19 protein-coding genes are annotated in these 23965 nt (G+C 60.2%); 16 read left to right on the forward strand and 3 right to left on the reverse strand.

The window, feature by feature from the left end; translation table 11 throughout:
• Window positions 1-39: 39 nt before the first annotated feature.
• The 3 genes from AC58X1_RS04215 (at window position 40) to AC58X1_RS04225 (ending at window position 4705) form a co-directional block, all read left to right on the forward strand.
• Entirely contained in the window at window positions 40-1407 is a 1368-nt protein-coding gene (locus AC58X1_RS04215) for an MFS transporter (RefSeq protein ID WP_497428401.1), read from the forward strand.
• Between the two features lie 78 nt (window positions 1408-1485).
• Window positions 1486-3039 carry a galactarate dehydratase gene (garD, locus tag AC58X1_RS04220; protein WP_150569135.1) on the forward strand — a complete coding sequence of 518 codons (1554 nt, stop codon included), beginning with the start codon at window positions 1486-1488 and terminating at the stop codon, window positions 3037-3039.
• A gap of 85 nt (window positions 3040-3124) precedes the next feature.
• Complete coding sequence (locus AC58X1_RS04225) at window positions 3125-4705, forward strand: aldehyde dehydrogenase (NADP(+)) (protein ID WP_497428402.1); 1581 nt, start codon at window positions 3125-3127, stop codon at window positions 4703-4705.
• A gap of 32 nt (window positions 4706-4737) precedes the next feature.
• Here the strand turns inward: AC58X1_RS04225 and AC58X1_RS04230 are convergent, their stop codons facing one another.
• On the reverse strand, window positions 4738-5487 hold the full coding sequence (locus tag AC58X1_RS04230; RefSeq protein ID WP_101319755.1) for a FadR/GntR family transcriptional regulator: 750 nt from the start codon (window positions 5485-5487) through the stop codon (window positions 4738-4740).
• A 205-nt stretch (window positions 5488-5692) separates the two neighbouring features.
• Here AC58X1_RS04230 and AC58X1_RS04235 point away from each other — a divergent pair, with 205 nt between their 5' ends.
• Window positions 5693-6022 carry a hypothetical protein gene (locus AC58X1_RS04235; protein ID WP_101319757.1) on the forward strand — a complete coding sequence of 110 codons (330 nt, stop codon included), beginning with the start codon at window positions 5693-5695 and terminating at the stop codon, window positions 6020-6022.
• Window positions 6023-6064: 42 nt separating this feature from the next.
• Here the strand turns inward: AC58X1_RS04235 and AC58X1_RS04240 are convergent, their stop codons facing one another.
• Window positions 6065-6991, reverse strand: coding sequence for a LysR family transcriptional regulator (locus AC58X1_RS04240; protein WP_497428403.1), 927 nt, complete (start codon window positions 6989-6991; stop codon window positions 6065-6067).
• Between the two features lie 20 nt (window positions 6992-7011).
• On the reverse strand, window positions 7012-7986 hold the full coding sequence (locus AC58X1_RS04245; protein WP_259073454.1) for a quinone oxidoreductase family protein: 975 nt from the start codon (window positions 7984-7986) through the stop codon (window positions 7012-7014).
• A gap of 207 nt (window positions 7987-8193) precedes the next feature.
• Here AC58X1_RS04245 and AC58X1_RS04250 point away from each other — a divergent pair, with 207 nt between their 5' ends.
• The 12 genes from AC58X1_RS04250 (at window position 8194) to AC58X1_RS04305 (ending at window position 23881) form a co-directional block, all read left to right on the forward strand.
• Window positions 8194-9075, forward strand: coding sequence for a DMT family transporter (locus tag AC58X1_RS04250; RefSeq protein WP_497428404.1), 882 nt, complete (start codon window positions 8194-8196; stop codon window positions 9073-9075).
• Between the two features lie 199 nt (window positions 9076-9274).
• The gene (locus AC58X1_RS04255) at window positions 9275-11458 is read left to right on the forward strand and encodes a type VI secretion system Vgr family protein (RefSeq protein WP_497428405.1); all 2184 of its coding nucleotides are present in this window, start codon (window positions 9275-9277) and stop codon (window positions 11456-11458) included.
• Window positions 11455-12342 (forward strand): DUF4123 domain-containing protein, encoded by an 888-nt coding sequence (locus AC58X1_RS04260; protein ID WP_497428406.1) that lies wholly within the window; start codon window positions 11455-11457, stop codon window positions 12340-12342. The genes AC58X1_RS04255 and AC58X1_RS04260 overlap by 4 nt, the downstream gene beginning before the upstream one ends.
• 10 nt (window positions 12343-12352) lie before the next feature.
• A complete protein-coding gene (locus AC58X1_RS04265; RefSeq protein WP_497428407.1) occupies window positions 12353-15001 on the forward strand; it encodes a T6SS effector BTH_I2691 family protein in 2649 nt (882 codons plus the stop codon).
• Window positions 15001-16242: a DUF6708 domain-containing protein gene (locus tag AC58X1_RS04270; RefSeq protein ID WP_497428408.1), complete on the forward strand. Its 1242-nt coding sequence runs from the start codon at window positions 15001-15003 to the stop codon at window positions 16240-16242. The genes AC58X1_RS04265 and AC58X1_RS04270 overlap by 1 nt, the downstream gene beginning before the upstream one ends.
• Window positions 16243-16317: 75 nt before the next feature.
• Window positions 16318-17457, forward strand: a complete 1140-nt coding sequence (locus tag AC58X1_RS04275; protein WP_497428409.1) for a hypothetical protein — start codon at window positions 16318-16320, stop codon at window positions 17455-17457.
• Entirely contained in the window at window positions 17457-18698 is a 1242-nt protein-coding gene (locus AC58X1_RS04280; RefSeq protein ID WP_497428410.1) for a DUF6708 domain-containing protein, read from the forward strand. The genes AC58X1_RS04275 and AC58X1_RS04280 overlap by 1 nt, the downstream gene beginning before the upstream one ends.
• Window positions 18699-19208: 510 nt before the next feature.
• Entirely contained in the window at window positions 19209-20405 is a 1197-nt protein-coding gene (locus AC58X1_RS04285; RefSeq protein ID WP_497428411.1) for a DUF6708 domain-containing protein, read from the forward strand.
• Window positions 20371-20628, forward strand: coding sequence for a PAAR domain-containing protein (locus tag AC58X1_RS04290; protein WP_150572562.1), 258 nt, complete (start codon window positions 20371-20373; stop codon window positions 20626-20628). The genes AC58X1_RS04285 and AC58X1_RS04290 overlap by 35 nt, the downstream gene beginning before the upstream one ends.
• Window positions 20629-20696: 68 nt before the next feature.
• Complete coding sequence (locus AC58X1_RS04295; RefSeq protein WP_259073442.1) at window positions 20697-21380, forward strand: class I SAM-dependent methyltransferase; 684 nt, start codon at window positions 20697-20699, stop codon at window positions 21378-21380.
• Window positions 21381-21517: 137 nt separating this feature from the next.
• Entirely contained in the window at window positions 21518-22498 is a 981-nt protein-coding gene (locus AC58X1_RS04300) for an aliphatic sulfonate ABC transporter substrate-binding protein (RefSeq protein ID WP_150569124.1), read from the forward strand.
• An 18-nt stretch (window positions 22499-22516) separates the two neighbouring features.
• Window positions 22517-23881: an LLM class flavin-dependent oxidoreductase gene (locus AC58X1_RS04305; RefSeq protein WP_497428412.1), complete on the forward strand. Its 1365-nt coding sequence runs from the start codon at window positions 22517-22519 to the stop codon at window positions 23879-23881.
• Window positions 23882-23965: the final 84 nt, after the last annotated feature.

Raw genomic sequence — 23965 nt, forward strand, 5'->3', positions numbered from 1 at the left:
CGATCCCCGCACAAAAATAACTAGTGGGAGTACACCTTCATGCAAGCGACGAAAAAAACGCATGTACGTTATCTGATCTTGTTCATGCTCTTCGTCGTGACCACGATCAACTATGCAGACCGAGCGACCATTTCGATCGCTGGCTCCAGTCTGCAGAAAGATTTAGGGATAGACGCGGTCACCCTCGGTTATATCTTCTCGGCCTTCGGCTGGGCCTACGTGCTCGGGCAAATCCCCGGCGGCTGGCTGCTCGACCGCTTCGGTTCAAAGAAGGTTTACGCCTTCAGTATCTTTACCTGGTCGATGTTCACTGTGCTGCAGGGCTTTGTCGGTTACCTACCGGTGGCCAACGCGATCATCGCCCTGTTCATGCTGCGCTTCATGGTCGGTTTTGCCGAGGCGCCGTCGTTCCCGGGTAACGCCCGCATTGTGGCGGCCTGGTTCCCGACTGCTGAACGCGGCACCGCATCGGCCATCTTCAACTCGGCGCAGTACTTCGCCACGGTCCTGTTCGCACCGCTGATGGGCTGGATCGTCCACGCCTGGGGCTGGGAACACGTATTCGTGGTCATGGGCGTACTGGGTATCGCCTTCTCGGCGGCCTGGATGAAGCTGATCTACAACCCTAAAGAACACCCGATGATCAGTGCCGAAGAACTCGACCATATCGAGCGCAACGGCGGCCTGGTCGACATGGATAAACCCAAGGCAGCCGGCGCCAGCGGGCCGAAGTGGGCCTACATCAAGCAACTGCTGAGCAGTCGCATGATGGTCGGTATCTATCTTGGCCAGTACTGCATCAACGGCATCACCTACTTCTTCCTGACCTGGTTCCCGGTGTATCTGGTGCAGGAACGCGGCATGTCGATCCTCAAGGCGGGCATTATCGCCTCGTTGCCAGCGATCTGCGGCTTCGTCGGCGGTGTATTGGGTGGCGTATTGTCTGATGGTCTGCTGCGTCGTGGTCATTCACTGACCTTCGCCCGCAAGGCGCCGATCGTGGTCGGCCTGTTGCTCTCTACCAGCATGGTCATTTGCAACTACGTCGACGCCGAATGGATGGTGGTGGCGATCATGGCCCTGGCGTTCTTCGGCAAAGGCCTTGGTGCGCTGGGCTGGGCGGTGGTATCGGACACCTCGCCCAAGCAGATCGCCGGGCTGTCCGGCGGCATGTTCAACACCTTCGGCAACATCGCCTCGATCACCACGCCGATCATCATCGGTTACATCATCAGTGCTACTGGCTCGTTCAAGTGGGCACTGGTGTATGTCGGTGCCAACGCCCTGATCGCGGTGCTGAGCTACCTGGTGATCGTCGGCCCGATCAAACGTATCGAGCTGCGTGACGTGCCCAACGATGAACCGGCTCAGCCGGCCAGCAGCGAACTGGCCAGCTCGCGCCACTGAGTGATTGCGCCTGCACCTGCTGAAGCGGGTGCAGGCGTCTCGAACAAAGCCTGAGATAACTACAAGAAGGGCCTGAACATGCAGCTGATCGAAACTTCCGACTCGCCCCGCTACGTGCGCCTGCACGAGGATGACAACGTAGTGGTGGTGGTCAACGACGGTGGTTTGGGCGAAGGCGCCCGCTTTGCCGACGGCCTGACCCTGGTTGAAGCAGTACCACAAAGCCACAAGGTCGCCACGCTGGATATCGCCCAGGGCGAACCGGTGCGGCGCTACGGGCAGATCATCGGCTATGCCCTGGAACCCCTACGCAAAGGCAGCTGGGTGCAGGAAAGCCAGCTGGCGATGCCCGCCGCCCCCGAACTCGACAGCCTGCCGCGCTGTGACGCCGTCCCTGCCCCTCTGCCGCCGCTGGAGGGTTTTACCTTTGAAGGGTTCCGCAACGCCGATGGCACCGTCGGTACGCGTAATATTCTTGGCATCACCACCACCGTGCAATGCGTGACCGGCGTGCTCGACCATGCGGTCAAACGCATCCGCAGCGAGTTGCTGCCCAAATACCCCAATGTCGATGATGTGGTGGCACTGACCCACAGCTATGGCTGCGGCGTGGCAATCAATGCCCGTGATGCCTACATCCCGATCCGCACCGTGCGCAACCTGGCGCGTAACCCGAACCTGGGCGGCGAAGCCCTGGTTATCAGCCTGGGCTGCGAGAAACTGCAGGCCGGCCAAGTCATGCATGAAAACGACCCCTCGGTAGACCTCAGCGACCCGTGGCTGTACCGCCTGCAGGACGCCAGCCTCGGTTTTGTCGAAATGATCGAACAGATCATGGCGCTGGCCGAAGCGCGTCTGATCAAGCTCGACCAGCGCCGCCGCGAGACCGTGCCGGCCGCAGAGCTGATCCTGGGCATGCAATGCGGCGGCAGCGATGCCTTCTCCGGTATCACCGCCAACCCCGCGCTGGGTTTTGCCGCCGACCTGCTGGTGCGCGCCGGTGCCACCGTGCTGTTCTCGGAAGTAACCGAAGTCCGCGATGCCATCTACATGCTTACTTCCCGCGCGCAAACACCGGCCGTAGCCGATGCACTGGTGCGCGAGATGGACTGGTACGACCGTTACCTGGAGCAAGGCGCGGCCGACCGCAGCGCCAATACCACCCCGGGCAACAAGAAAGGTGGCCTGTCGAATATCGTCGAGAAGTCGCTGGGCTCGATCGTCAAGTCCGGCAGCGGCGCCATTCAAGGGGTGGTTGGCCCGGGTGAACGGGTCGAGCGCAAGGGCCTGATCTTCTGCGCAACCCCTGCCAGCGATTTTGTCTGCGGCACCCTGCAACTGGCGGCGGGGATGAACCTGCACGTGTTCACCACCGGCCGCGGTACGCCGTACGGGCTGGCCATGGCGCCGGTGGTCAAGGTGTGTACCCGCACCGAGCTGGCCCAGCGCTGGCCAGACCTGATCGACATCGACGCCGGGCGCATCGCCACCGGCCGCTCGAGCATCGAAGAGTTGGGCTGGGAGCTGTTCCATTACTACCTGGACGTGGCCAGCGGCCGCAAGCAGACCTGGGCCGAACAGCACCGCCTGCACAACGACATCACCCTGTTCAACCCGGCACCAATCACCTGATCGCTTTGCCCTCTGCCGCCGCGCTTGCAGCGTGGGCCGCAGAGGGATCTGTCCTATCCATTGTGTACTTCAACAGGAGCAAGACATGCCTGAGATTCTTGGCCACAACTTCATCAACGGCCAGCGCAGCGCAGCTGGCAGCCAGCGCCTGCAAAGCCTGGACGCCACTACTGGCGAAGCGCTGCCGTACAGCTTCGTGCAGGCCACCGAAACCGAAGTGGACCAGGCCGCCCGCGCTGCCGCCGCAGCATTCGTTGAGTTCCGCCAGCTGGCACCCGCCCGTCGCGCCGACTTCCTCGATGCCATCGCCGCCGAGCTGGACGAACTGGACGACGCCTTTGTCGCCATCGTCTGCCGCGAGACCGCCCTGCCCGCTGCCCGCATCCAGGGTGAGCGCGGCCGCACCAGCGGCCAGATGCGCCTGTTTGCACAGGTGCTGCGCCGTGGCGACTACCTCGGTGCGCGCATCGATCTGGCCCTGCCTGATCGTCAACCCTTGCCGCGGGTCGATCTACGCCAGATGCGTATTGGTGTCGGCCCGGTCGCGGTGTTTGGCGCAAGCAACTTCCCGCTGGCCTTCTCCACCGCTGGCGGCGACACCGCAGCAGCATTGGCCGCAGGCTGCCCGGTGGTGTTCAAGGCGCATAGCGGCCACATGGCTACGGCCGACCTGGTCGGTTGCGCGATCACCCGCGCCGCCGAGCGCACCGGCATGCCCAAAGGCGTGTTCAACATGGTCTTCGGTGGCGGCGTCGGTGAGTGGCTGGTCAAGCATCCGGCGATCCAGGCGGTTGGCTTCACCGGCTCACTCAAAGGCGGCGACGCACTGTGCCGCATAGCCGCAGAACGTGCGCAGCCAATCCCGGTATTTGCCGAGATGTCGAGCATCAACCCGGTGATCGTCCTGCCGGGTGCGCTGGCCAAGCGTGGCGAAGCCATCGCCCGCGAGCTGGCAGGCTCGGTGTGCATGGGCGCGGGGCAGTTCTGCACCAACCCAGGCATGGTCATTGGCCTGCGTTCTGCTGAGTTCAGCACTCTGCTGGCCAATGTTGGCCAGGCGCTGGACGCTCAGGCCGGGCAAACCATGCTCAATGCCGGCGGCCTGCGCAGCTATGTCAGCGGCCTTGAGCATCTACAGGCGCATGCCGGCATCGAGCACCTGGCGGGTCAGGCGCAGGAAGGCTCACAGGCGCGTGCGCAGCTGTTCAAAGCGGACGCCAGCCTGCTGGTCAATGCCGATCCACTGCTGCAGGAAGAGGTGTTTGGCCCGGCCACCGTGGCGGTCGAGGTGCAGGACAACGAGCAACTGCGCGCAGCCCTGCAAGGCCTGCGTGGCCAGTTGACCGCAACCCTGATCGGCGAGGCAGAAGACTTCGAGGCGTATGCCTGGCTGGTCCCGCTGCTGGAAGAGAAAGTTGGCCGGATCCTGGTCAACGGCTATCCGACTGGCGTTGAGGTCTGCGATGCGATGGTCCACGGCGGGCCATATCCGGCAACTTCGGATGCGCGCGGGACCTCGGTGGGGACATTGGCGATCGATCGCTTCCTGCGGCCGGTGTGCTACCAGAACTACCCGCAGGCGTTGCTGCCTGAGGCGCTCAAGGATGGCAATCCGCTGGGGTTGCGTCGGTTGGTGAATGGGCAGTGGAGTGACGGCGCGCTTTAAGCTTTTTGGGGCCGCTGCGCGGCCCCAGAAATCTACACCCCTTGCGCCTCTGCAGCCTCATGCGCCTGGCGCAGCCGCTCACGGCTATTGGACAGATGCATACGCATCGCCATCTTCGCCCCTTCGCTATCGCCCCGCACAATCGCCTCGTAGATCGCTTCGTGCTCGTGGCGCAAACGGCTCATGTAATGCGCCTGGTCATCCTGGGCAATGCGCGCCGAATTGAGCCGCGTGCGCGGGATGATGCTGGTGCCAAGGTGATTGATGATGTCGGCGAAATAATGATTGCCGCTGGCCTGGGCGATCCGCAGGTGGAACTGGAAGTCTGCCGATACCGCATCGGACGCGTGCGCAGCACCTTCGTTGATCTCATCCAGGGCTGCACGCATCCCGCTCAACTGCTCGTCGGTACGGCGCTGCGCCGCCAGCCCGGCAGACTCGATCTCCAGGGCGATGCGTAGCTCCAGCACCGCGAGCACTTCACGCAGGGTGACCACGGTGGCGGGATCGATGCGAAAGCCACTGCCAGGTGAGGCCTCGAGCACGAACGTGCCGATACCGTGACGGGTCTCGACCTGCCCGGCAGCCTGCAGCCGCGAGATAGCCTCACGCACTACGGTGCGGCTGACGCCTTCCTCAGCCATGATCTGTGACTCGGTCGGCAGCTTGTCGCCGCGCTTGAGCTGACCACTGCGGATGCGTTCGGTCAGCACCGTGACCAATTCCTGGGCCAGACTGCGCGGCTTGCGCCGGGTCCTTGCCTGTACCTGCTGCTCTGTCATGCCCTGTAGTTCACCTTGAGAGACAGGCACCATGATAGCGCAAGCAGTTGTACGATCACATACGCAGACTGCGGGTTTTTATTGATACTTTGGCACTGCCTGTTTCGTACCTCGGCGTCCGTGCTGGATGGCGGCAAATTGCTGGCCCCCAAACCTCGAAAGCGAAGGCAAACTTCGTTTTCCTTCAGAAGCTTAGGACAGCATCATGCGGGTATTTCTAGCAACCATGGCCGGCTGCCTGCTGGCGACCTTCGCTATCACAGCCCAGGCCAAAGCCTTGAGCCAGAACGATCGCAACGTGTGTAGCTGGGGGTCGCAGATTGCCGCTGAGGCGCAGCAAGCCAAGCTTTCCGGGGTCAACGTGTACGCCACGCGCAAGCGCCTGCAGGCGCGCAAGTTCCCCAAACCGTGGATGCGCATGACCGCCTTCGGGATCACAGAACAGACCTACAACAGCCGCTCCCGACTCAAGCCTGCGGCCATCAAGAAAACCTATTATGACCAGTGCGTGCAACACGCTATTGCCAAGCGATAACGCTATAAATCAGTAACTTATAAGAACTTACTGATGAATATTCTAGGCCTTGATTCGCCATGGTGGCCCTGAATGGAATGAGCGCTGCAGCCAGTCCTTGAGTGCGCCGACGGCTGCAGTGTGCAATCGCGCCGAGGGCCGTACCAGGTGGATTCCGGCCGTGACATCCAGTTGCCAGTCTGGCAGCACGCGTACCAGCCTGCCGGCGGCCAGGTCTTCGATCATCAACCAGTCGCCGCCAGCGATAATGCCGACACCCCGGCGGGCAGCCTCCAGCAAGGCTTCATTGTCATTGCTACGCAGTGAACCTGAGACCTTGACGCTTACATGCCGCGCGCCGGCCGTTAGGTTCCATTCAGGAAACGAGCGCAAGCCACTGAAACCCATGCAGTTATGCTCGGCAAGGTCAGCAGGGACTTGAAGCGTGGGATGTTTGGCCAGGTACTCCGGCGATGCGCACAGAATGCGCAGATGATCGCAGAGCTTTTTTGCCACCAACCGGCTGTCCGCCAGCTCACCGATACGGATTGCCGCGTCAAAACCTTCAGCCACCAGATCGACAAAACGGTCTGAGTACTCGACCTCCATCGTTACCTGCGGATGCGCCAGGACGAAGTCGGCCAGCAGCCCACTCAGCCAGCGCCTGCCCATCGCCGCCGGCAGCGCCAGGCGTAGACGTCCCCGGACGGTCGCAGCGCCCTCGGCCGCTTCCTGTTCGGCTTCATCGATCAAGCGGCTGGCCTGGCGCAGCCGCTGCACCAGTCGCTCGCCCTCATCGGTGAAACGCAACTGGCGGGTAGTGCGTTCGACCAGACGAATTCCCAGGCGCTGTTCGAGCGCACTCAAACGCCGCGACAGCACCGACGGGTGGCGGTCGAGCTGGCGCCCGGCAGCGGCGAATGAACCTTGCTCGTGCAAGGCCAGCAAGCTTGCCAGTTCATCCGCGCGGCGGCTGTCGAAGGCGTCCATGGGCAGGCTCTCAAACAAGGTCAAGGGATCAGTATCAGCGCCCCCTCGGAACGGCCCTGCTCCAGGTCCGCATGAGCCTGGGCAACATCAGCCAGCGGGTAGCGGCGCCAGATACGCGGCAGGATGATACCTTGGCTGACAGCGTCCAGCACGTCTGCCGCGCGCTGCTGATATTCCTCGGCAGTCTGAGTATGGGCGGCCAGCGATGGCCGTGTCAGGTACAGCGAGCCCTTGGCATTGAGCGTGCTCACCTCGATGGGCGCAGGGGCACCCGAGGTCGCCCCGAACGACACCAGCAGCCCGCGCGTTCGCAGGCTGTCCAGTGAGGCCTGCAGCGACACTTTACCGATGCTGTCATACACCACATCCACGCCCTGCCCCGCAGTCAGTTCCTTGACTTGGGCGGCCAAGCTCGCCGCATCAAATACCAGCACGTGCGCGCAGCCTGCTTCCTGTGCGCGACCGACACTTTCAGGCCGGGACACAACACCAATCACCGTCGCCCCCAAGTGCCTGGCCCACGCCACCAGCAACTGGCCCACCGCGCCACCAGCACCGTAGACCAGCAGCTGAGTGCCGGGACCTACTGAATAGGTAGTCTTGATCAAGTACTGTGCGGTGATGCCCTTGAACAACACTGCGGCGGCCTGTTCATCACTGACCGAGGCCGGCAACTTGACCAGACGCTCGGCCGGGTACAAGCGGCCACTGGCGTAGCTGCCAATCGGGCCGGTGGCATAGGCAACCCGATCGCCAACCTGCAATGAGGCGACGCCCTCGCCCACAGCCGTCACCCGCCCTGCACCCTCCAGCCCCAAGCCACTTGGCAGCACCAGCGGCGCAGCACCTTTGCGTTGCAGCAGGTCGAGCGGGTTGACGCCGATGGCGGTCTGTTCAAGCCAGACCTGACCCGGCCCCGGCTGCTGCGGTTGCACAGTCTCCAGTTGCAGTACATCTGTGGTGCCGGTGTCGGTCAGAACGATTCGTGCGGACATGGCCAATTTCTCTGGTTGGTAGAATGCCGTTGCAGCTTAGATATCCATCTGCCGTCGAGCAATCAGGCCTGGCACAGATGATTCGTGCACCTGACGAAGCAATACATCTCGAAAGTACCGTTGCGGTCCAGCCCAAGCCCGGCAAGACTACGTCCACGACCACCCGACGCAGGCTTGCTCGCCAAGCCGTTCAGGCCACTGTTGCTTATGCACGACAAGACCACGTTCAGCGTGCCGGTAACCCACCGATCGCTGCTGCTGCCCATTCTTCTGAGTTTGCTGGCGTTTGCCGCCAACTCGGTATTCTGCCGTCTGGCCCTGCGCGACGGCGCCATTGATGCCACCGCCTTCACGGCGATCCGGCTCGGCAGTGGCGCGCTAGTGCTCGCGGCATTGGTGTACGGCACTCGGCGGCCTCGCAGTCCGACAGGCAGCTGGGCCGGAGGGTTGGCCCTGTTCGCCTATGCCTGGCTGTTCTCGCTCGCCTACCTGCAACTGGGTGCAGGCACCGGCGCGCTGATTCTGTTCGGGGCAGTACAGATCAGCATGTTCGCTTTCGGCATGTGTCGAGGCGAACTGCTGCAGCGCAAGGTGCTGCTAGGGATGTTGATTGCCTTCGCCGGACTGCTTGCATTGCTGTTACCCGGCACCGACGCACCGCCGCTTGCCAGCGCGTTGGTCATGCTTACAGCAGGCATTGCATGGGGCGCGTATTCACTGCTGGGCAAAGGGTCAGCCGACCCGCTGGCGGCAACTGCAGGCAACTTCCTGCGCAGCTTGCCGCTGGTGCTTGGCGCTGTTGTGGCAATGGCGCTGAGCGGCGCATCGCTGCACTGGAGCGGCGAAGGCGTGCTGTATGCGCTCGGATCCGGCGTGCTGGCCTCCGGTGCCGGTTACAGCCTCTGGTATAGCGTGGTCAAGTGCATCAGCTCGCAGCAGGCGGCGACCATGCAGTTGAGTGTGCCCGTGCTGGCAGCGCTTGGTGGGGTGTTGTTGCTCGGCGAGCCACTGACCTGGCGCTTGGGCCTGACTTCGCTGGTGGTGCTCGGTGGGGTTGCGTTGGCGTTGCTGCCGACGCGTCGGGCCTAGGTAGCCAGCCGGGTAGCCTTTCACCCTCGATAGCGAATTTTCCTACGCCCTTCTCAGAAGCCGGATAGGTCCCTCAAAAGCCCTACCCCGGTATGGTTGGCAGGCAATCAAAGCCGTGAAAACAGCGGCCCGCCCCCAGCCCCGTCGGCAACTCATCGGCCCTATCGGCGACGCTTGCAGACGCTGAAAAGGACGTCCCATGCCCAGCCAATCCGACCTGAGCTTCCGCTTCGAGCCTCTGGCCAGCCGCACGCCGTTCGAAGTGGTGTCGTTCACCCTCGAAGAAACCCTCAGCACGCCTTTCAAGCTCACGCTGGAGCTGATCAGCTACCGAGCTGATGTCGATTTCGCCGAGCTGATTGACAAGCCAGCGCTGTTCACCATTTGCCGCGACCAGCAGCCAGTACGCTACGTGCATGGTTTGATCAGCAGCCTTAGCCAGGGCGAAAGTGGTTTCTATCGCACCCGCTATCAAGCTGTCATCGAACCACAACTGGCACGCGCACGCCTGCGCTCCAACTGGCGAATCTTCCAGCAGCAGAGCGCAGCGCAGATCCTCGAGGTCATGTTCAAGCGCCAAGGCCTGACCCAGATCGAATTCAGCACCACGTGCGACCACCAGGTCCGCGAGTTTTGCGTGCAAGCCGGCGAAACCGACCTCGACTTCATTGCACGTCTGGCTGCAGAAGAAGGCTACATCTACAGCTTTGACCACAGCGCTACTGCCCACACCCTGCGCGTGACCGACCGGGTGATGAGCCTCGGGCAGATCAACAGAAGCGTCATCAAGCCCGCAGACGATCTACGCAGCTATGCCGAGGATGGCACCGCCGACCCGCTCAGCGTACTGTATCACTCCAATAGTGGCGGCGATCCCGCCGGCCCTTGCCTGCGCAGGCTTCGCTATTGCGAGCAGGTGGCAACCACCCACCAGCAGCAGCGCGACTATACCTTTCTGCGGCCAGCCTACCGCCAACAACACGGGGTGGTTGCCAGCCAGTGGAAGCTGCCCTGCAACAAGTACGAACGCTTCGACTATCCCGGTCGCTACAACCTCGATGTGGTTGGCAAGCCGTTCACCCAGACGCGGCTGACCGCACGCCGCCACGCGGTGCGCCTGGCTGAAGTGGAAGGCGACGATGTTCGTCTGCAACCTGGGCTTAGCTTCAATCTGATCGATCATCCCCGTGAGGACCTCAACGCCCACTGGCGGGTGATCAGCGTGCGTCACGTCGGCAGCCAGTTCACCAGTCTGCAGGAAGAGGCGGCGGATGCCGATCAGGGCACACACTATGTCCAGCATGCTGAGCTGGTACCGGGCCGCATCGACTGGAAGCCCGCTTTGTTGGCCAGGCCGCGCATTGACGGGCCGCACATGGCGACGGTGGTCGGGCCGCCCGAGGAAGAGATTTATTGCGACCAGTGGGGGCGGGTCAAGGTCAGCTTTCCCTGGGACCGAGAAAGCAAGGACAACCAGTTCAGCTCGTGCTGGATCCGCGTTGCCCAGGGCTGGGCAGGTGGCAGTTGGGGATCGATGGCCATACCGCGAGTCGGCCAGGAAGTGATCGTTCAATACGTCAATGCCGATCCCGATCAGCCATTGATTACCGGCCGCACCTACTGCGCCAACCAGCTGCCGCCCTATGATTTACCGCAGCACAAGACCCGTATGACCATCAAAAGCCAGACCCACAAAGGGCAAGGCTTCAATGAGCTGCGCTTCGAGGATGAGCTGGACCGGCAAGAGGTGTTCATTCACGCCCAGAAAGACCAGAACAACGTGGTCCGGCACAACGAAACCACCAAAGTCGGCAATGATCGCGCCGAGCAAGTCGAGCGTGACGAAACCCTCAGCGTCGGCCATGACCGCACAGAGTCGATCGGCAATGATGAAAAGGTTTCGATTGGTCAGGATCGTCAGCATCAAACTGGTCGCGATGACGTCCTCGAAATCGGCCGCCACCACAACATCACTATCACTCAGGACCGCATCGAGCAGGTCGGCAACCACCGCCGCGACAGCACAACTGCCAACCACACCGTCGATATCGGCGGGCACCTCGAACAACAGGTCGCTGGCCACGTCGACCTGAAAGCCGGCCAAGCGATTCGCTACCAGACCCAGGACTTCGAGATCGAGGTCGCTGGCAGCTTCTCGATCAAATCGCCGGGCGGTACGTTACGCCTGGATGCTTCCGGGATAACCCTCGACGGTGTCGCGATAAATTTCAAAGGCCCTATCGGTCAAGCACCTGAGGGGAGTTCCTACGCCTTCAGCATCAGCGGCAAGCCTGAGCCGGGTGAGCCTGTCTGCCTGAGTTGCCTGCTCAAAGCGATTCAAGAGGGGCGCAGTGTTGTCCGCCTCGAAGGGGTCAACGCATGACCACAACGGCCACCAATCTTGGAAACGAGATCGTCGACGTACTGCGCAACCCGCGTTACCGCCTGACTGGCATCGTCGAGATAAGCCGCTTGAGCGAGCGAGATCGCAGCGAACTGCTGCGCCGTATCAAGGAATACGCGCTGCCATTACTTCAGCAGCCCGAATTCGCCAACCTGCAGGCGCTTGGACCACGGTTGATCACTCCAGCGCCCGACTATGGCCTGGACGGTCAGTGGGGCAACTACTGGGATGTCGAACACTACGGCAAAGAGGGCATCTGCGCGTGGATCATCAGTGCGATGCCGCCGCCAGAACTGCTCGTGCACCTGAGCCAGGCCAATCGCACGGTCGCGCCTGATGGCAATAGCTACCTGCTGCGTTGGCACATCGCACGCAGTCTCCAGGTTCTGCATGCACGGCGCGACTTGCCGGCGGTACGCGAGTGGCTCGCGCCTATCCATAAAATATGGATACCGGTACCTGACCCAGGTCGCGAGCGCTGGGTATGCCTCGAGGGAGAGGATCGCGCGCCGACCAGCCAAGGCAACGCCTTCGCGCTGGACTCCGCGTGCTGGCAGGCGCTGACCGGCGACCCGCTGGAATACACCTTGGCCGACGCCATCGGCACCGCGATGGCAGCTGCGGGCATGACCGGCCAATGCCACACCATTCGCCTAGGCATTGCTCGCGCGCATTTGAGTGCAGCTCGCAAAGCTGGCCTGAGCCGCCAGCAGGACCTGATCAGCTACGTGACCATGATGACCCTCAACGGCGATGCGCTGGCTGAGTCGGCCGCGTGGAAGCAGGCCGTTGCCGAAGCAAGCGAGCTCAAACGCCCGCTGGCAGACGCCCTGCTAGCGCCCCTCTCCTGCCAGCCTCGATAAGGACGCCACCATGATCAGCATGGACAAGGTCTTCGCTATTAATCGGGCTGCCTGCGAGGCCCTCAGCGTACCGTTAGCCGCAGGCCCTGCAGTCAGCTGCACCCGCAGCTTCACCATTCTGCCACTGCGCTACGCCGCCGTCGGCGGCAACTCCGGCTTACGCGAGCGCCTGCCGCAATTGCCAGACAACCTGCATCACGCGCATCAGGCTGGCGCATTGACTCAGGCTGCCTACGCGATACGGCCACTGCGTGAAGGATTCCTTTACGTCATGGAAGCTCGCCGAATCGGCAACAGGTTGTTATTTCTTGACCCGTTCCGCATTTCGGCAGATGGCTCACTGGCCATCACCAGCTTCGATGACCCCTGGCAAGCCCCGCCGGCCTCGCTGACGGCGCAGGACGTGATGCGCAACCTGGCATGGGCTCTGACTATCCACGATGTCGATGACCTGATCGGGCTGCGGCTGTTCTACAGCCCTGACCCACTGAGCAGAGCTACGCTGATGCGCCTGTTCCACCAGGCTTCCAGCGTGCCGGCTGTGAACGTGGCCAAGTATGCCGTCCCCTCCTGCTCAGTCCCTGAATCCCATGTGCTGACTTACGGTCAACTCGACCTGGTGGCCGATTTCGCCGCAGAGAACGATCCAGACCTGCGCAAGATGCTTGACGCACAGCTGTCTTCGACGCCGAAGATCATGTCGCTGGTGGCCTCTCGGCAGATGCTCAAGCCAAAGCCGAACAGCGATACGCCGCGAGGTATCGCCATCGTGGTGGAAGACGCGATCGGCATTACCCAGGATCTCAATGCCTGGCGCAACGCGGGCCTGGAACACCTCAAAGGCTGGCTGGAAACCACCACCCCCGGCGCTGAACCAGAGCAGCCGGGGATCAGCAACGAGCGCAAGGTGCTGGTGGCACAAGCGTTCACTCAACTGCACGCCGAGTTCAGTGAGCGCAAGGTCGGCGCGCTGCTGAGCCGCCACACGCAGAGTCTGCGTGAGTACCTGACAGATGGCGAACAAAGCCTGCCGCCCGGTCCAACCCGCGAATGGTGGGCGCAGACACGCGAAGGCATTCTTGAAGTTGATGCGCAGTTCAAGCGCAAGGATCTCGAAGCGCGTGCTGCCAGTGGCGAGTTTGCCAAGGCTTTCGAAGAGCGCTACTTGCCAAGGGTCGATCTGCCCGCCATGCACGTTCAGCTGGGCTGGTTCGAGGCCGTCAGCCGCGAAGCGCAACGCCAGGCTGATGCCCGGGCAGGCGACCACCTGATATGGCTGCAGCATCCGCGCCTGCTTGCAGCACTGGATCTCTATGACCAGGAAGACCTCACCAGCGGTCTGTGCTTTGCACACCAGACCGGCCTCTGCGTGCTGGGTATGGAAGGCACCGTCAAAGGCGCGCAGTTGCTCAGCCGTTGGTGGCAGAGCGGCGAACTTGAAGCGAGCAACTTGGCCATGCGCGCTTATGTGTTCAATCAGAAATCGGTTGCCGAGGTACTGGCAAAGACCCAAAGCGATATGCGCATTCTCCACGGGCCAGCGGACGACTGGCAAAAACTGGAAACCGCACTGCAACAAGCCAAGGCACTGGCGGCCCAATTCAGCGCAATCGACGGCCATTTGGAGCAATTAGCCCAACATGGCCACGTCAATACTGCCGGCGCACTGGCCTGGATTGGTCATTTAGGGCGTGAAGCCCTGAGCGCCGGTGCGCCCAACGCTGTAGACCGAGCACTGCATCGGCGTCTGGTAACTCTCCTTACTGCTTCGCTGGGTGAGCAAGCACTCAACTTGCGCATGGCCGAACACGCCCAAGCCGGCCACACCCCCTCCCCGGGCCGCGTTGCCGCACCGATCATGCGCCGGCTTGATCAGGCCTATGTCGACAGCCTGAACGGTGCGCACAGCAACAGCTTCTACCGCCTGCGGGTCAGCAGCGCGCTGCTGTTGCTGGAGGCGAGTCTGTTGCTGCTGCAAGGCAGGCGAGAAGATAAGGATCGACGGTTCTGGAGCGAGGTGGCTGCGGGGGCGTTGACGAGCGCGGCAGCGGGGATGGAGTTGTTGGCAGTTGGGACAGAGCAGGCACTGGCATCTCTTGACCGGAGGGGGGCCTTAGCGAGGGGAGCTAATATAAGCCTAGGGCGGTATCGAGTCTGGGGAGCCGCAATGGCCAGCGTAGGAGGAATAGTGAGCATCGTCTGGGATGTAAGCGATGCAGTCAGTATGGCTGCGATTAACGGGCCTACACGCGATTCCAAAAAACGACTGTTAGTCGGCGCTTACTCTGCGAGGGCAATCGCGACCTTGTCCCTAATCAGCGGGCAGGGAGGAATCGCGTTCTCCAAAGCAGGCGCCTACTTCCAATGGCTAGCTCAAAGTCTGCAGAGTAAAAACCTGAGCGGATCTGCAAGGATTTTTGCTTCATGGTCCAATATCTTGGCAGGCAATCGACAACTTTTACTAATACTAAACCGAATGAGTTGGATCGGCGGCGCGATCGCGATCATCATAACGCTAGCCATCCTAATTATCGATGAGAACGCTTTTGAAAAGTGGTGCGACAGGTGCTGTTTTAGCCGAAGCAGCGGCAGCGAACGCTATGAACTAGATCATGAAGAATTTGCCGCATTAGCCAATTCTATTTCGGAGATTCTTTAATGTTCTTTTTTGAATGGGGTTATTGGCAGTCCGTCATAAAGCTCAACACCAAGGAGTCCAGCAAAAAACCACCTACCAAAATTAATTCCGTGAACATCCCGGCGTACGAAAGCGATGAGATCGAGGCGCTGACAGCAGCGCGCTTGAGCGCAAGCCCGACGCCTGATACACGAGGCCCAACTTACGCATTCAATCAGGATATATTGGAGATGCGATGTGGTATGTGGCAGGAAAAACGGGGCCTTATTACTATTATCTCGTTAGCAATTATTTTCGTTATCTGCATCGGCTTCACAGGAGCAGCATTCTTCGCCTGGGCAGTACCGTATCGCCACCCAACCAATGGCAGCACGGTAGATATCGGCGCACTTGTGCTGAGCACTTACCTCGGTCTTGTCAGCGCATGCCTGGCGCTAGGCTATCTAAAACTCGGCCTCCCAGTATCTAGACTGGAAATATTCACATCACGCCAACTGCTTATACGCTTCAACCGCAGGAGTCAACAGGTATATTTACACCGTCCCAGCTACTGCGGCGGACTAGTGACATTACCATGGATTGGGGTATGTAGTTCAGGGGCGAATAGTAGCTCTTCAATAGCAGGAGGTATCGGATTGCCTCTATTCCTTCACTGGCCTACAGCATTTACTCTGAGCCATTACCCAGAGTGCGCATGGGTCGGCAAGGCAGGAAACAGTCAATCTGAAATTCAAGCCGAATGGGAATTCATCCGCCGTTTCATGGACGAAGGCCCCGAGGGCCTACCCCGCCCACGCATCACTTCACACTTCCCTTGGCCATGGCAGGCATTCACTCCGCAATTCGAGGGGCTCTCCCACTACTTCCGACGTTCTTCGAGGACCATCAAGTTAGGCCTTGTTCTTATCTCGCCCGCCTTCCTCATCCTCGGTTTGGGCCACTGGCTAAGCCTGCTGCTTTGCTGGAAACCGCGCTGGCCAAAAATCATCCGCGAAGCAGGACTGCCTGGTAAACCCATCCCGCCGCTAACCACTTTGGCCGACAGGCCGCCTCATATCCAGGAGCGCCTGCGTGAGAACGCCCATCTTTGGGCCGTGCACCCCGGTCAGCGCCCGACCAAAAAAACAAGGAACACCCGCCGTCGCCCGAAAGACGATTCAGCGTCATCGCCAGTTGGAACCTCTAGCCGGGATGAGACAAGCGCCTCGGCACGAGACACCTCTTCCGATCAAGTGATTGAGCACTATGACCGTGAGCGTTGAAACAACGCTTGTTCTGGACGCTAACTACATTCAGTGGGCTGTTTCAAAAACGTCAGCAGCGGAGCACAACGCCATATGCGCACTCCCCACAAGCCAAAGGACGACTGGCAAAAGCTGAAAACCGTGCGGCAAAAAGGCAAGGCACTGGCAGCTCAATTCAGCGCAATCGACAGCTATTTGGAACGGTTAGCCCAGCAAGGCTATGTCAAAACTGCCGGCGCACTGGCCTGGATTGGTCATTTAGGGCGTGAAGCCCTGAGCGCCGGTGCGCCCAGCGCTGTAGACCGAGCACTGCATAGGCGTCTGGTAACTCTCCTTACTGCTTCGCTGGGTGAGCAAGCACTCAACCTGCGCATGGCCGAACACGCCCAAGCCGGCCACACCCCCTCACCGGGCCGCGTTGCCGCACCGATCATGCGCCGGCTTGATCAGGCCTATGTCGACAGCCTGAACGGTGCGCACAGCAACAGCTTCTACCGCCTGCGGGTCAGCAGCGCGCTGCTGTTGCTGGAAGCGAGTCTGTTGCTGCTGCAAGGCAGGCGAGAAGATAAGGATCGACGGTTCTGGAGCGAGGTGGCTGCGGGGGCGTTAACGAGCGCGGCGGCGGGGATGGAGTTGTTGGCGGTGGGGACCGAGCAAGCACTGACATCTCTTGAAAGGAGGAGTGCCTCGGCGAGAGGAGCGAGTATCAGCCTGGGTCGGTATCGTGTCTGGGGGGCCGCAATGGCCAGCGCAGGAGGAGCAGTGAGCATCGCGTGGGACATCAATGATGCCCTCAGCGCAGGCGCCAATTACAGAGATACACGCAATCTCAAAAAAGGCATGTTAGCCGGAGCCTACTCAACGAGGGCTTTCGCGACCTTTATCCTTCTGAGCGGGCAAGGAGGAATCGCGTTCTCCCAAGCAGGCGCCTACTTCCGATGGCTAGCACTAAATGCATCTAGTAAACACATAAGCGGCCCCGCGAAACTTTTGGCGGCATTCTCCAAGACCCTAGCAGGGAATCGCGCACTGCTATTGCTATTAAGTCGAATGGGGTGGATAGGTGGCGTAGTAGCTATCGGAATGACGTTTACACTCTTGGTCATAGATGAGAACGAACTGGAGAAATGGTGTGAAAAATGCTGCTTCAGCCGAAGCAAAAACACCAAACGTTATGAGCTAGACCAAGAAGAACTTGCATCATTTATTAATGCCGTATCGGAGACCCTCTAATGTTCTTATTTGAATGGGGCTACTGGCAGACTGTAATACGATCTGAGACTGATGAACCACGAAACAAGCTCCCTACCGACATTGATATTACGGACATACCCGCGTATGAAAGCGACGAAATCGAAAGCCTTGCTGCCGCAAGATTGAGTGCTAGCTTGGCACCCGCTTCAAGGGGGGCGGTTTATGTATACGATGATACGAACATAGAAATGAGATGTGGCATGGGAGAAGGCAAGCGCGGCCTTATCACCCTATTGTCCTTAGCATTGTTTGCCACTATCACAGCAGGGATAGCAGGCTCGGTAAATTTCGCCTTCGCCGTACCGTATGAAAATCCCACCGACGGCTCTACCGTGGACTTTTTCGCACTTGCACTCAGCATCTACCTTGGACTTCTGAGCTCTGGCTTTACGATTGCATACATTAAATTAGGACTACCAATATCGCGACTGGAGATATTCACGTCACGACATTTAATCATACGCTTCAATCGCAAAACTCAACAGGTCTATCTACATCGACCGCACTACTGCGGTGGTCTAGTGACACTCCCATGGATTGGCGTGAGCAGTTCAGGCGCTAATCACAACTCTGCAATCGCAGGAGGGAATGGTTTTCCGCTATTCCTATATTGGTCACAATCGTTTACACGAAGCCACTATCCAGAGTGTGCGTGGGTTGGAAAAGCAGGAAACAATCAATCTGAAATCCAGGCCGAATGGGAATTCATCCGCCGTTTCATGGACGAAGGCCCTGAGGGCCTACCCCGCCCACGCATCACTTCACACTTCCCTTGGCCATGGCAGGCATTCACTCCGCAGTTCGAGGGCCTTACCCACTATTTCTGGAATTCGTCGCGGATCATCAAGTTAGGCCTCATTCTTATTTCGCCCGCCTTCCTCATTCTCGGCCTGGGCCACTGGCTAAGCCTGCTGCTGTGCTGGAAGCCGCGCTGGCCAAAAATCATCCGCGAAGCAGGACTGCCCGGCAAACCCATCCCGCCGCTAACCACCTTGGCCGACAGGCCGCCTCATATCCAGGAGCGCCTGCGTGAGAACGCCCATCTGTGGGCCGTGCGTCCGGGCCAGCGACCGGCCAAGAAACCACGGATCACCCGCCGTCGCCCCAAAGGCGATTCAGCGATATCGCCAGTCGGAACATCTGGCCGGGATGAGACGAACGCCTCGGCACAAAACGAATCCTCCGATCAAGTGATTGAGCACTATGAACGTGAGCAATGAAGCAACGTCTGTTCGGGACACTACATACGTTCAGTTGGGCTGGCTCGAGACCGTCCGCCGCGAAGAAAGTATAAAACTAGCAGGAGAGGCGAGCACTGATCTAACACCGAGGAAAGGGTTACTTTTCACTGCATACGCGTCCAGAGTGACAGCGACCTTTTTATTACTAGGCGCACAAAGTACTCTGGCTTTCTCTCAAGCTGGACCGCTGTTCACATGGTGGGCATCCAGAACAGGAAACCCCGCACTCACAGCAGTAATCCAAGGTCTGTCAAACACTTCTGCGCGTCTAGTAGCCAATCGTGTAGCTCTAACACTCCTCGGCCGAATAGGCTGGCAAGCAGGTCTGATCATCCTCGCGGCCACTGTAATCATAATAGTGCTGGATGATGATGCTTTTGAAAAGTGGTGCGACAGATGTTACTTCAGCGCAAAGAAAGAAGTGGACAGATACAAGAAAGACTCGGATGAGCTGTCAGCCTTGTTCAACGCCACTCGCGAGCTCTTATAATGTACCTTATTGAGTGGATGATGTGGAAAAGCATTTTAGAGCCAGCAGAAACTCGAAAAAAATACGAGCATATCAGCACCCAGCGCGTTCCAGATATTTATGAAAGCGATGAGGCTGAAGCGCTGGCAGCCGCTCGAAAAGTTGTGAGCAACACTCCAAAAAGTCGAGGTCCGGTGTACATTTTCAACGACTACGCCCTCGAAATCAGATGCGGTATGTGGGAGAGCAAAAGAGGGCTGATTACAACGATCTCCGCGCCACTGATCGCGGTACTAATCCTAGGAGGCGTGGGGGCGGCCGACTTTCTAATCACCGCAATTGACATCCTATACGAGCAGAACAAATGGTCGTTCATGCACTGGTATATTTCAGCGCTCCTAACTATTCTTGTTTCATTCGCCTCATGGCTTTATGCGAAATATGGGTTTACCTTCTCCTGTCTTGAATTATTCACATCCCGCCACTTATTGATTCGTTTCAATCGAAAAACACAGCAAGTACACTTGCATCGCCCGGCCAATTGCGGCGGGATCGTGACTTTGCCCTGGGCCGGGATTAACGCCTCAGCTACTGACAAGATACATTTCACTGATGACTGTATCGGAATGCCCCTTGCGCTTTACTGGCTCCCGCGCTGGACTGGAACCTTGCATATAGAAACTGCTTGGGTTGGCAAAGCCGCCAACAGTCAGGCTGAATTACGACATGAATGGGAATTCATCCGCCGTTTCATGGACGAAGGCCCCGAGGGCCTACCTCGCCCACGCATCACTTCACACTTCCCTTGGCCCTGGCAGGCATTCACTCCGCAGTTCGAGGGCCTTACCCACTATTTCTGGAATTCGTCGCGGATCATCAAGTTAGGCCTCATTCTTATTTCGCCCGCCTTCCTCATTCTCGGCCTGGGCCACTGGCTAAGCCTGCTGCTGTGCTGGAAGCCGCGCTGGCCAAAAATCATCCGCGACGCAGGACTGCCCGGCAAACCCATCCCGCCGCTAACCACTTTGGCCGACAGGCCGCCTCATATCCAGGAGCGCCTGCGTGCGAACGCCCATCTGTGGGCCATACGTCCGGGCCAGCGGCCGGCGAAAAAACCACGCGCTACCCGTAAGCGAGCCAAGCCCGGCAACCAGTCCACTACAGCCAAGGAGTCCTCCACCGATGAAACCCATTGTGCTGATCGGCCACAAACATGACTGCCCAATTCACGGCATCGGCGAAGTAGTCTCGGGCACTTCTGCGACAAGGGTCGGCGGGCGCGAGGTTGCTTGTGTTGGCGACCGCATAAGCTGCGGCGCCGTCATTGAAAGCGGCTCGCCAAGTTACGCCATCGCAGGCAAGGCCGTGGCGCGACTTGGGGACACCACTGACCATGGCGGCACGCTAATCGAGGGCGACAGCGGCTGGCTGGTCGGCTGAAGTATCGATGTCACTGGGCCCAGTGCACCGCCTAAGCTTGTACCTATCTGTCACTGCCGGAGCCAGCCATGTCCTCCCCTGCCCCTGAAACCCGCCTCCAACAAAGCTGGCATGACAACGCCCACGCCTGGATCGAAGCCGTGCGCAGTGGCAGTATCGAAAGCCGCCGCCAGGTCACCGATCAAGCGATCCTGCTGGCCATCCTGTCACGCCAGCCACAGCGGGTTCTCGACCTCGGCTGCGGTGAGGGATGGCTGTTGCGCGCCCTCACTGCTCGGGGTATCGAAGCCGTAGGCGTGGATGGCGACTCAACCCTGGTCGAGGCAGCACGCGCAGCCGGCTCAGCACCCGTCCATCACTGCAGCTACGAACAACTCGCCAGCGGCGATGTGGGACTCGGCAAATGCTACGACGCGATTTGCGCCAACTTCGCACTGCTTCATCAGGACATCATCCCGCTGCTGAGCGCGATGACCACCTTACTGGCTCCGGGCGGCGTGGTGGTGATCCAGTCGCTACACCCGTGGAGCGCCGCCAATGGTGATTATCAAGATGGCTGGCGTGAAGAATCCTTCGCTGGGTTCGAGGGTGATTGGAAGCCGATGCCGTGGTACATGCGCACGTTGACAAGCTGGCTCGCGGCGTTGGACATGGCCGGACTAACCCTCCTCCAATTGCAGGAACCGCAGCATCCACAAAGCCCCGTGCCGCAATCGCTACTGCTGGTCGCAGAGCTGAAACACAAGGAATAACGCTGAAACCCCGTAAACACAAAAGGATATAAAAATAACAAAACAATCTAACCAAATGGAATAAAAAAATTGAAAGCCCTGAGCCGCCTCCCTTACGCTGGAGCCCACATTCCAGCCTTCGCTCAGGAGCACCCGCCTTGTCCAACCGTGCCTTTTCTCCTCTTCGCCGCCTATTGGTCGGCGGCCTGCTGGCCAGTGTCGTCAGCTCCATACTGCCTTGGTCACAAGCCATAGCCGACGATGCCAAGACCTTGCGCATCGGCTACCAGAAATTCAACAGCGTAAACATCCTCAAGGGCACGGGCGCCTTGGAAAAGGCGCTCGCTGCACAGGGCGTGAAAGTCAGCTGGCACGAATTCGCCGCCGGCCCGCAACTGCTAGAAGCGCTGAGCACCGGTGCGATCGACCTGGGTCACGCCGCTGATGCACCGTCGGTGTTCGCCCAGGCCGCTGGCAAGCCTGTGGTCTATCTGGCGGCTGAACAGCCCTACCCGCGCGGGATTGGCCTGGTGGTACGCGAACAGGATCACATCACCAGCGTGCAGGAGCTCAAGGGCAAGCGAGTTGCCACTGGCCGCGGCTGGAATGCCCAATACCTGCTGGCCGTGGCGTTGCAGCAAGCTGGCTTGAGCTATCAGGACATTACCCCGGCATACGTCAACAACGCCGCCGATGCAGTCGCCGCCCTACAGTCGGGTAGCGTGCAGGCTTCGACGCTGTGGGACCCGTTCCTGGCAGCAGCCGAGCAGCAACCGGGCTTGAAAAACCTGCGCGACGGTAGCGGCCTGACCAACAACCGGACCTTCTATCTCTCCACCGCGAGCTTTGCCGACCAGCACCGCGAATGGCTGAAGACCTTCTTCAGCGAGCTGGCCAAAGTCAGCCAGTGGGCCAATGCCAAGCCTGCGGAAGTTGCCAGCCTGCTGGCACCGCAACTAGGGATCAAGGCTGAGGTGCTGGAAGTAGCCAGCGAGCGACGCAATTACAACGCCGTGCCGATTACCCCGGCAATCGTTGCCGAACAGCAAAAACTGGCCGACACCTTCCAGGGCCTGGGTCTGATCCCACACAAGTTGACCGTGGCTGACGCGGTGTACCCGACCGCCGTCCTGCCCTGACGCCAAGGAACACTTCGCATGCCCCGCCCGATTCGCTTCAACGCCTTCAGCATGAACGCCGCCAGTCATCAGTCCCCCGGACTGTGGCGCCATCCGCGCAATACCAGCGTGGCGTTCAACCGGCTGGACTACTGGACTGACCTGGCTCGTCTGCTTGAGCGTGGCCTGTTCGACGCGCTGTTCATTGCCGATGTCATGGGCATCTACGACGTCTACCAAGGCGGGCCCGAAGCGGCCCTGCGTGGGGGCGTGCAGGTCCCGGTCAACGATCCCCTGCTGCTGGTCCCGGCCATGGCCGGGGTTACCGAGCATCTGGGCTTCGGCGTGACCTTCTCGCTGACCTACGAGCACCCGTACCCGTTCGCCCGCCGCATGTCGACCCTGGACCACTTGAGTAATGGCCGGGTCGGCTGGAATATCGTCACCGGCTACCTGGACAGCGCTGCACGCAATCTTGGCCTGGCTCGGCAGTTGGGCCATGACCAGCGCTACGACCTGGCCGATGAATACCTGCAGGTGCTGTACAAGCTCTGGGAGAAAAGCTGGGATGACGATGCCGTATTGCTGGATCGCGAATCGGGCCGCTACATTGAACCCTCGCGGGTCCATCCGATTGGCCATCACGGCGAGCATTTCCAGGTCCCCGGGATGCACCTTTGCCAACCCTCGCCGCAGCGCACGCCTGTGCTGTTCCAGGCCGGCGCCTCCGCGCGCGGTCAGGCTTTTGCTGCGGAGCACGCCGAGTGCGTATTCATCAGCGGACCGACGCCGACGGTGCTGCGCCGCTATGCCGACGGCGTGCGCCAGGCCAGCGCCGCGGCGGGACGCGGCCCTGACGAGGTGCTGATTTACGCGCAGGCGCTGTTGATCGTCGCGGACAGCCGTGAGCAGGCGCAGGCGCGCTTTGCCGAATACCGCAGTTATGTGGATCTTGACGCCGCGCTGGCGCTGCTGTCCGGCTGGACCGGCATCGACTTCGCCGGCCTCGATCCGGATGCGCTGATTGAATATGTCGAGAATGATGCTGGCCGCGCAGCCCTGGCCGCCTTTACGGCGGCCGACCCAGGCCGGCAGTGGACGGTGCGCGAAGCCGCCGAATTCATCGGCCTTGGCGGCCGCGGCCCAGTCTTGATCGGCTCCGCCAGCGAGGTTGCCGACCAACTGGAGCGCTGGCTCGACCAGACCGGTGTCGATGGTTTCAACCTCACTTACGCCGTACAACCGGATGATTTGAGCAATGTCGTCGAGCTGCTGATTCCAGAGCTACAACGGCGCGACCGCTACCCTGTGGCCTACGCGGAAGGCACATTGCGCCACAAGCTGTTCGGCCAAGGTGATCGCTTGCCCGAGAACCACGCGGGGCGCAAGGTGAGCATTCAGTAATCGAATAGCGGGTATTTCAACATTTAATTTGTGGATGGCTGTGCACGGACCCTATCCTGTCCGTGCATCCCCTGCGGCGCACCG

This window comes from Pseudomonas sp. PGPR N4 (assembly GCF_059693665.1).

Coding starts and splice junctions, on each gene's coding strand:
- AC58X1_RS04215 (WP_497428401.1), top strand. CDS start 40: ATGCAAGCGACGAAAAAAACGCATGTACGTTATCTGATCTTGTTCATG.
- garD (WP_150569135.1), top strand. CDS start 1,486: ATGCAGCTGATCGAAACTTCCGACTCGCCCCGCTACGTGCGCCTGCAC.
- AC58X1_RS04225 (WP_497428402.1), top strand. CDS start 3,125: ATGCCTGAGATTCTTGGCCACAACTTCATCAACGGCCAGCGCAGCGCA.
- AC58X1_RS04230 (WP_101319755.1), bottom strand. CDS start 5,487: ATGACAGAGCAGCAGGTACAGGCAAGGACCCGGCGCAAGCCGCGCAGT.
- AC58X1_RS04235 (WP_101319757.1), top strand. CDS start 5,693: ATGCGGGTATTTCTAGCAACCATGGCCGGCTGCCTGCTGGCGACCTTC.
- AC58X1_RS04240 (WP_497428403.1), bottom strand. CDS start 6,991: ATGGACGCCTTCGACAGCCGCCGCGCGGATGAACTGGCAAGCTTGCTG.
- AC58X1_RS04245 (WP_259073454.1), bottom strand. CDS start 7,986: ATGTCCGCACGAATCGTTCTGACCGACACCGGCACCACAGATGTACTG.
- AC58X1_RS04250 (WP_497428404.1), top strand. CDS start 8,194: ATGCACGACAAGACCACGTTCAGCGTGCCGGTAACCCACCGATCGCTG.
- AC58X1_RS04255 (WP_497428405.1), top strand. CDS start 9,275: ATGCCCAGCCAATCCGACCTGAGCTTCCGCTTCGAGCCTCTGGCCAGC.
- AC58X1_RS04260 (WP_497428406.1), top strand. CDS start 11,455: ATGACCACAACGGCCACCAATCTTGGAAACGAGATCGTCGACGTACTG.
- AC58X1_RS04265 (WP_497428407.1), top strand. CDS start 12,353: ATGATCAGCATGGACAAGGTCTTCGCTATTAATCGGGCTGCCTGCGAG.
- AC58X1_RS04270 (WP_497428408.1), top strand. CDS start 15,001: ATGTTCTTTTTTGAATGGGGTTATTGGCAGTCCGTCATAAAGCTCAAC.
- AC58X1_RS04275 (WP_497428409.1), top strand. CDS start 16,318: ATGCGCACTCCCCACAAGCCAAAGGACGACTGGCAAAAGCTGAAAACC.
- AC58X1_RS04280 (WP_497428410.1), top strand. CDS start 17,457: ATGTTCTTATTTGAATGGGGCTACTGGCAGACTGTAATACGATCTGAG.
- AC58X1_RS04285 (WP_497428411.1), top strand. CDS start 19,209: ATGTACCTTATTGAGTGGATGATGTGGAAAAGCATTTTAGAGCCAGCA.
- AC58X1_RS04290 (WP_150572562.1), top strand. CDS start 20,371: ATGAAACCCATTGTGCTGATCGGCCACAAACATGACTGCCCAATTCAC.
- AC58X1_RS04295 (WP_259073442.1), top strand. CDS start 20,697: ATGTCCTCCCCTGCCCCTGAAACCCGCCTCCAACAAAGCTGGCATGAC.
- AC58X1_RS04305 (WP_497428412.1), top strand. CDS start 22,517: ATGCCCCGCCCGATTCGCTTCAACGCCTTCAGCATGAACGCCGCCAGT.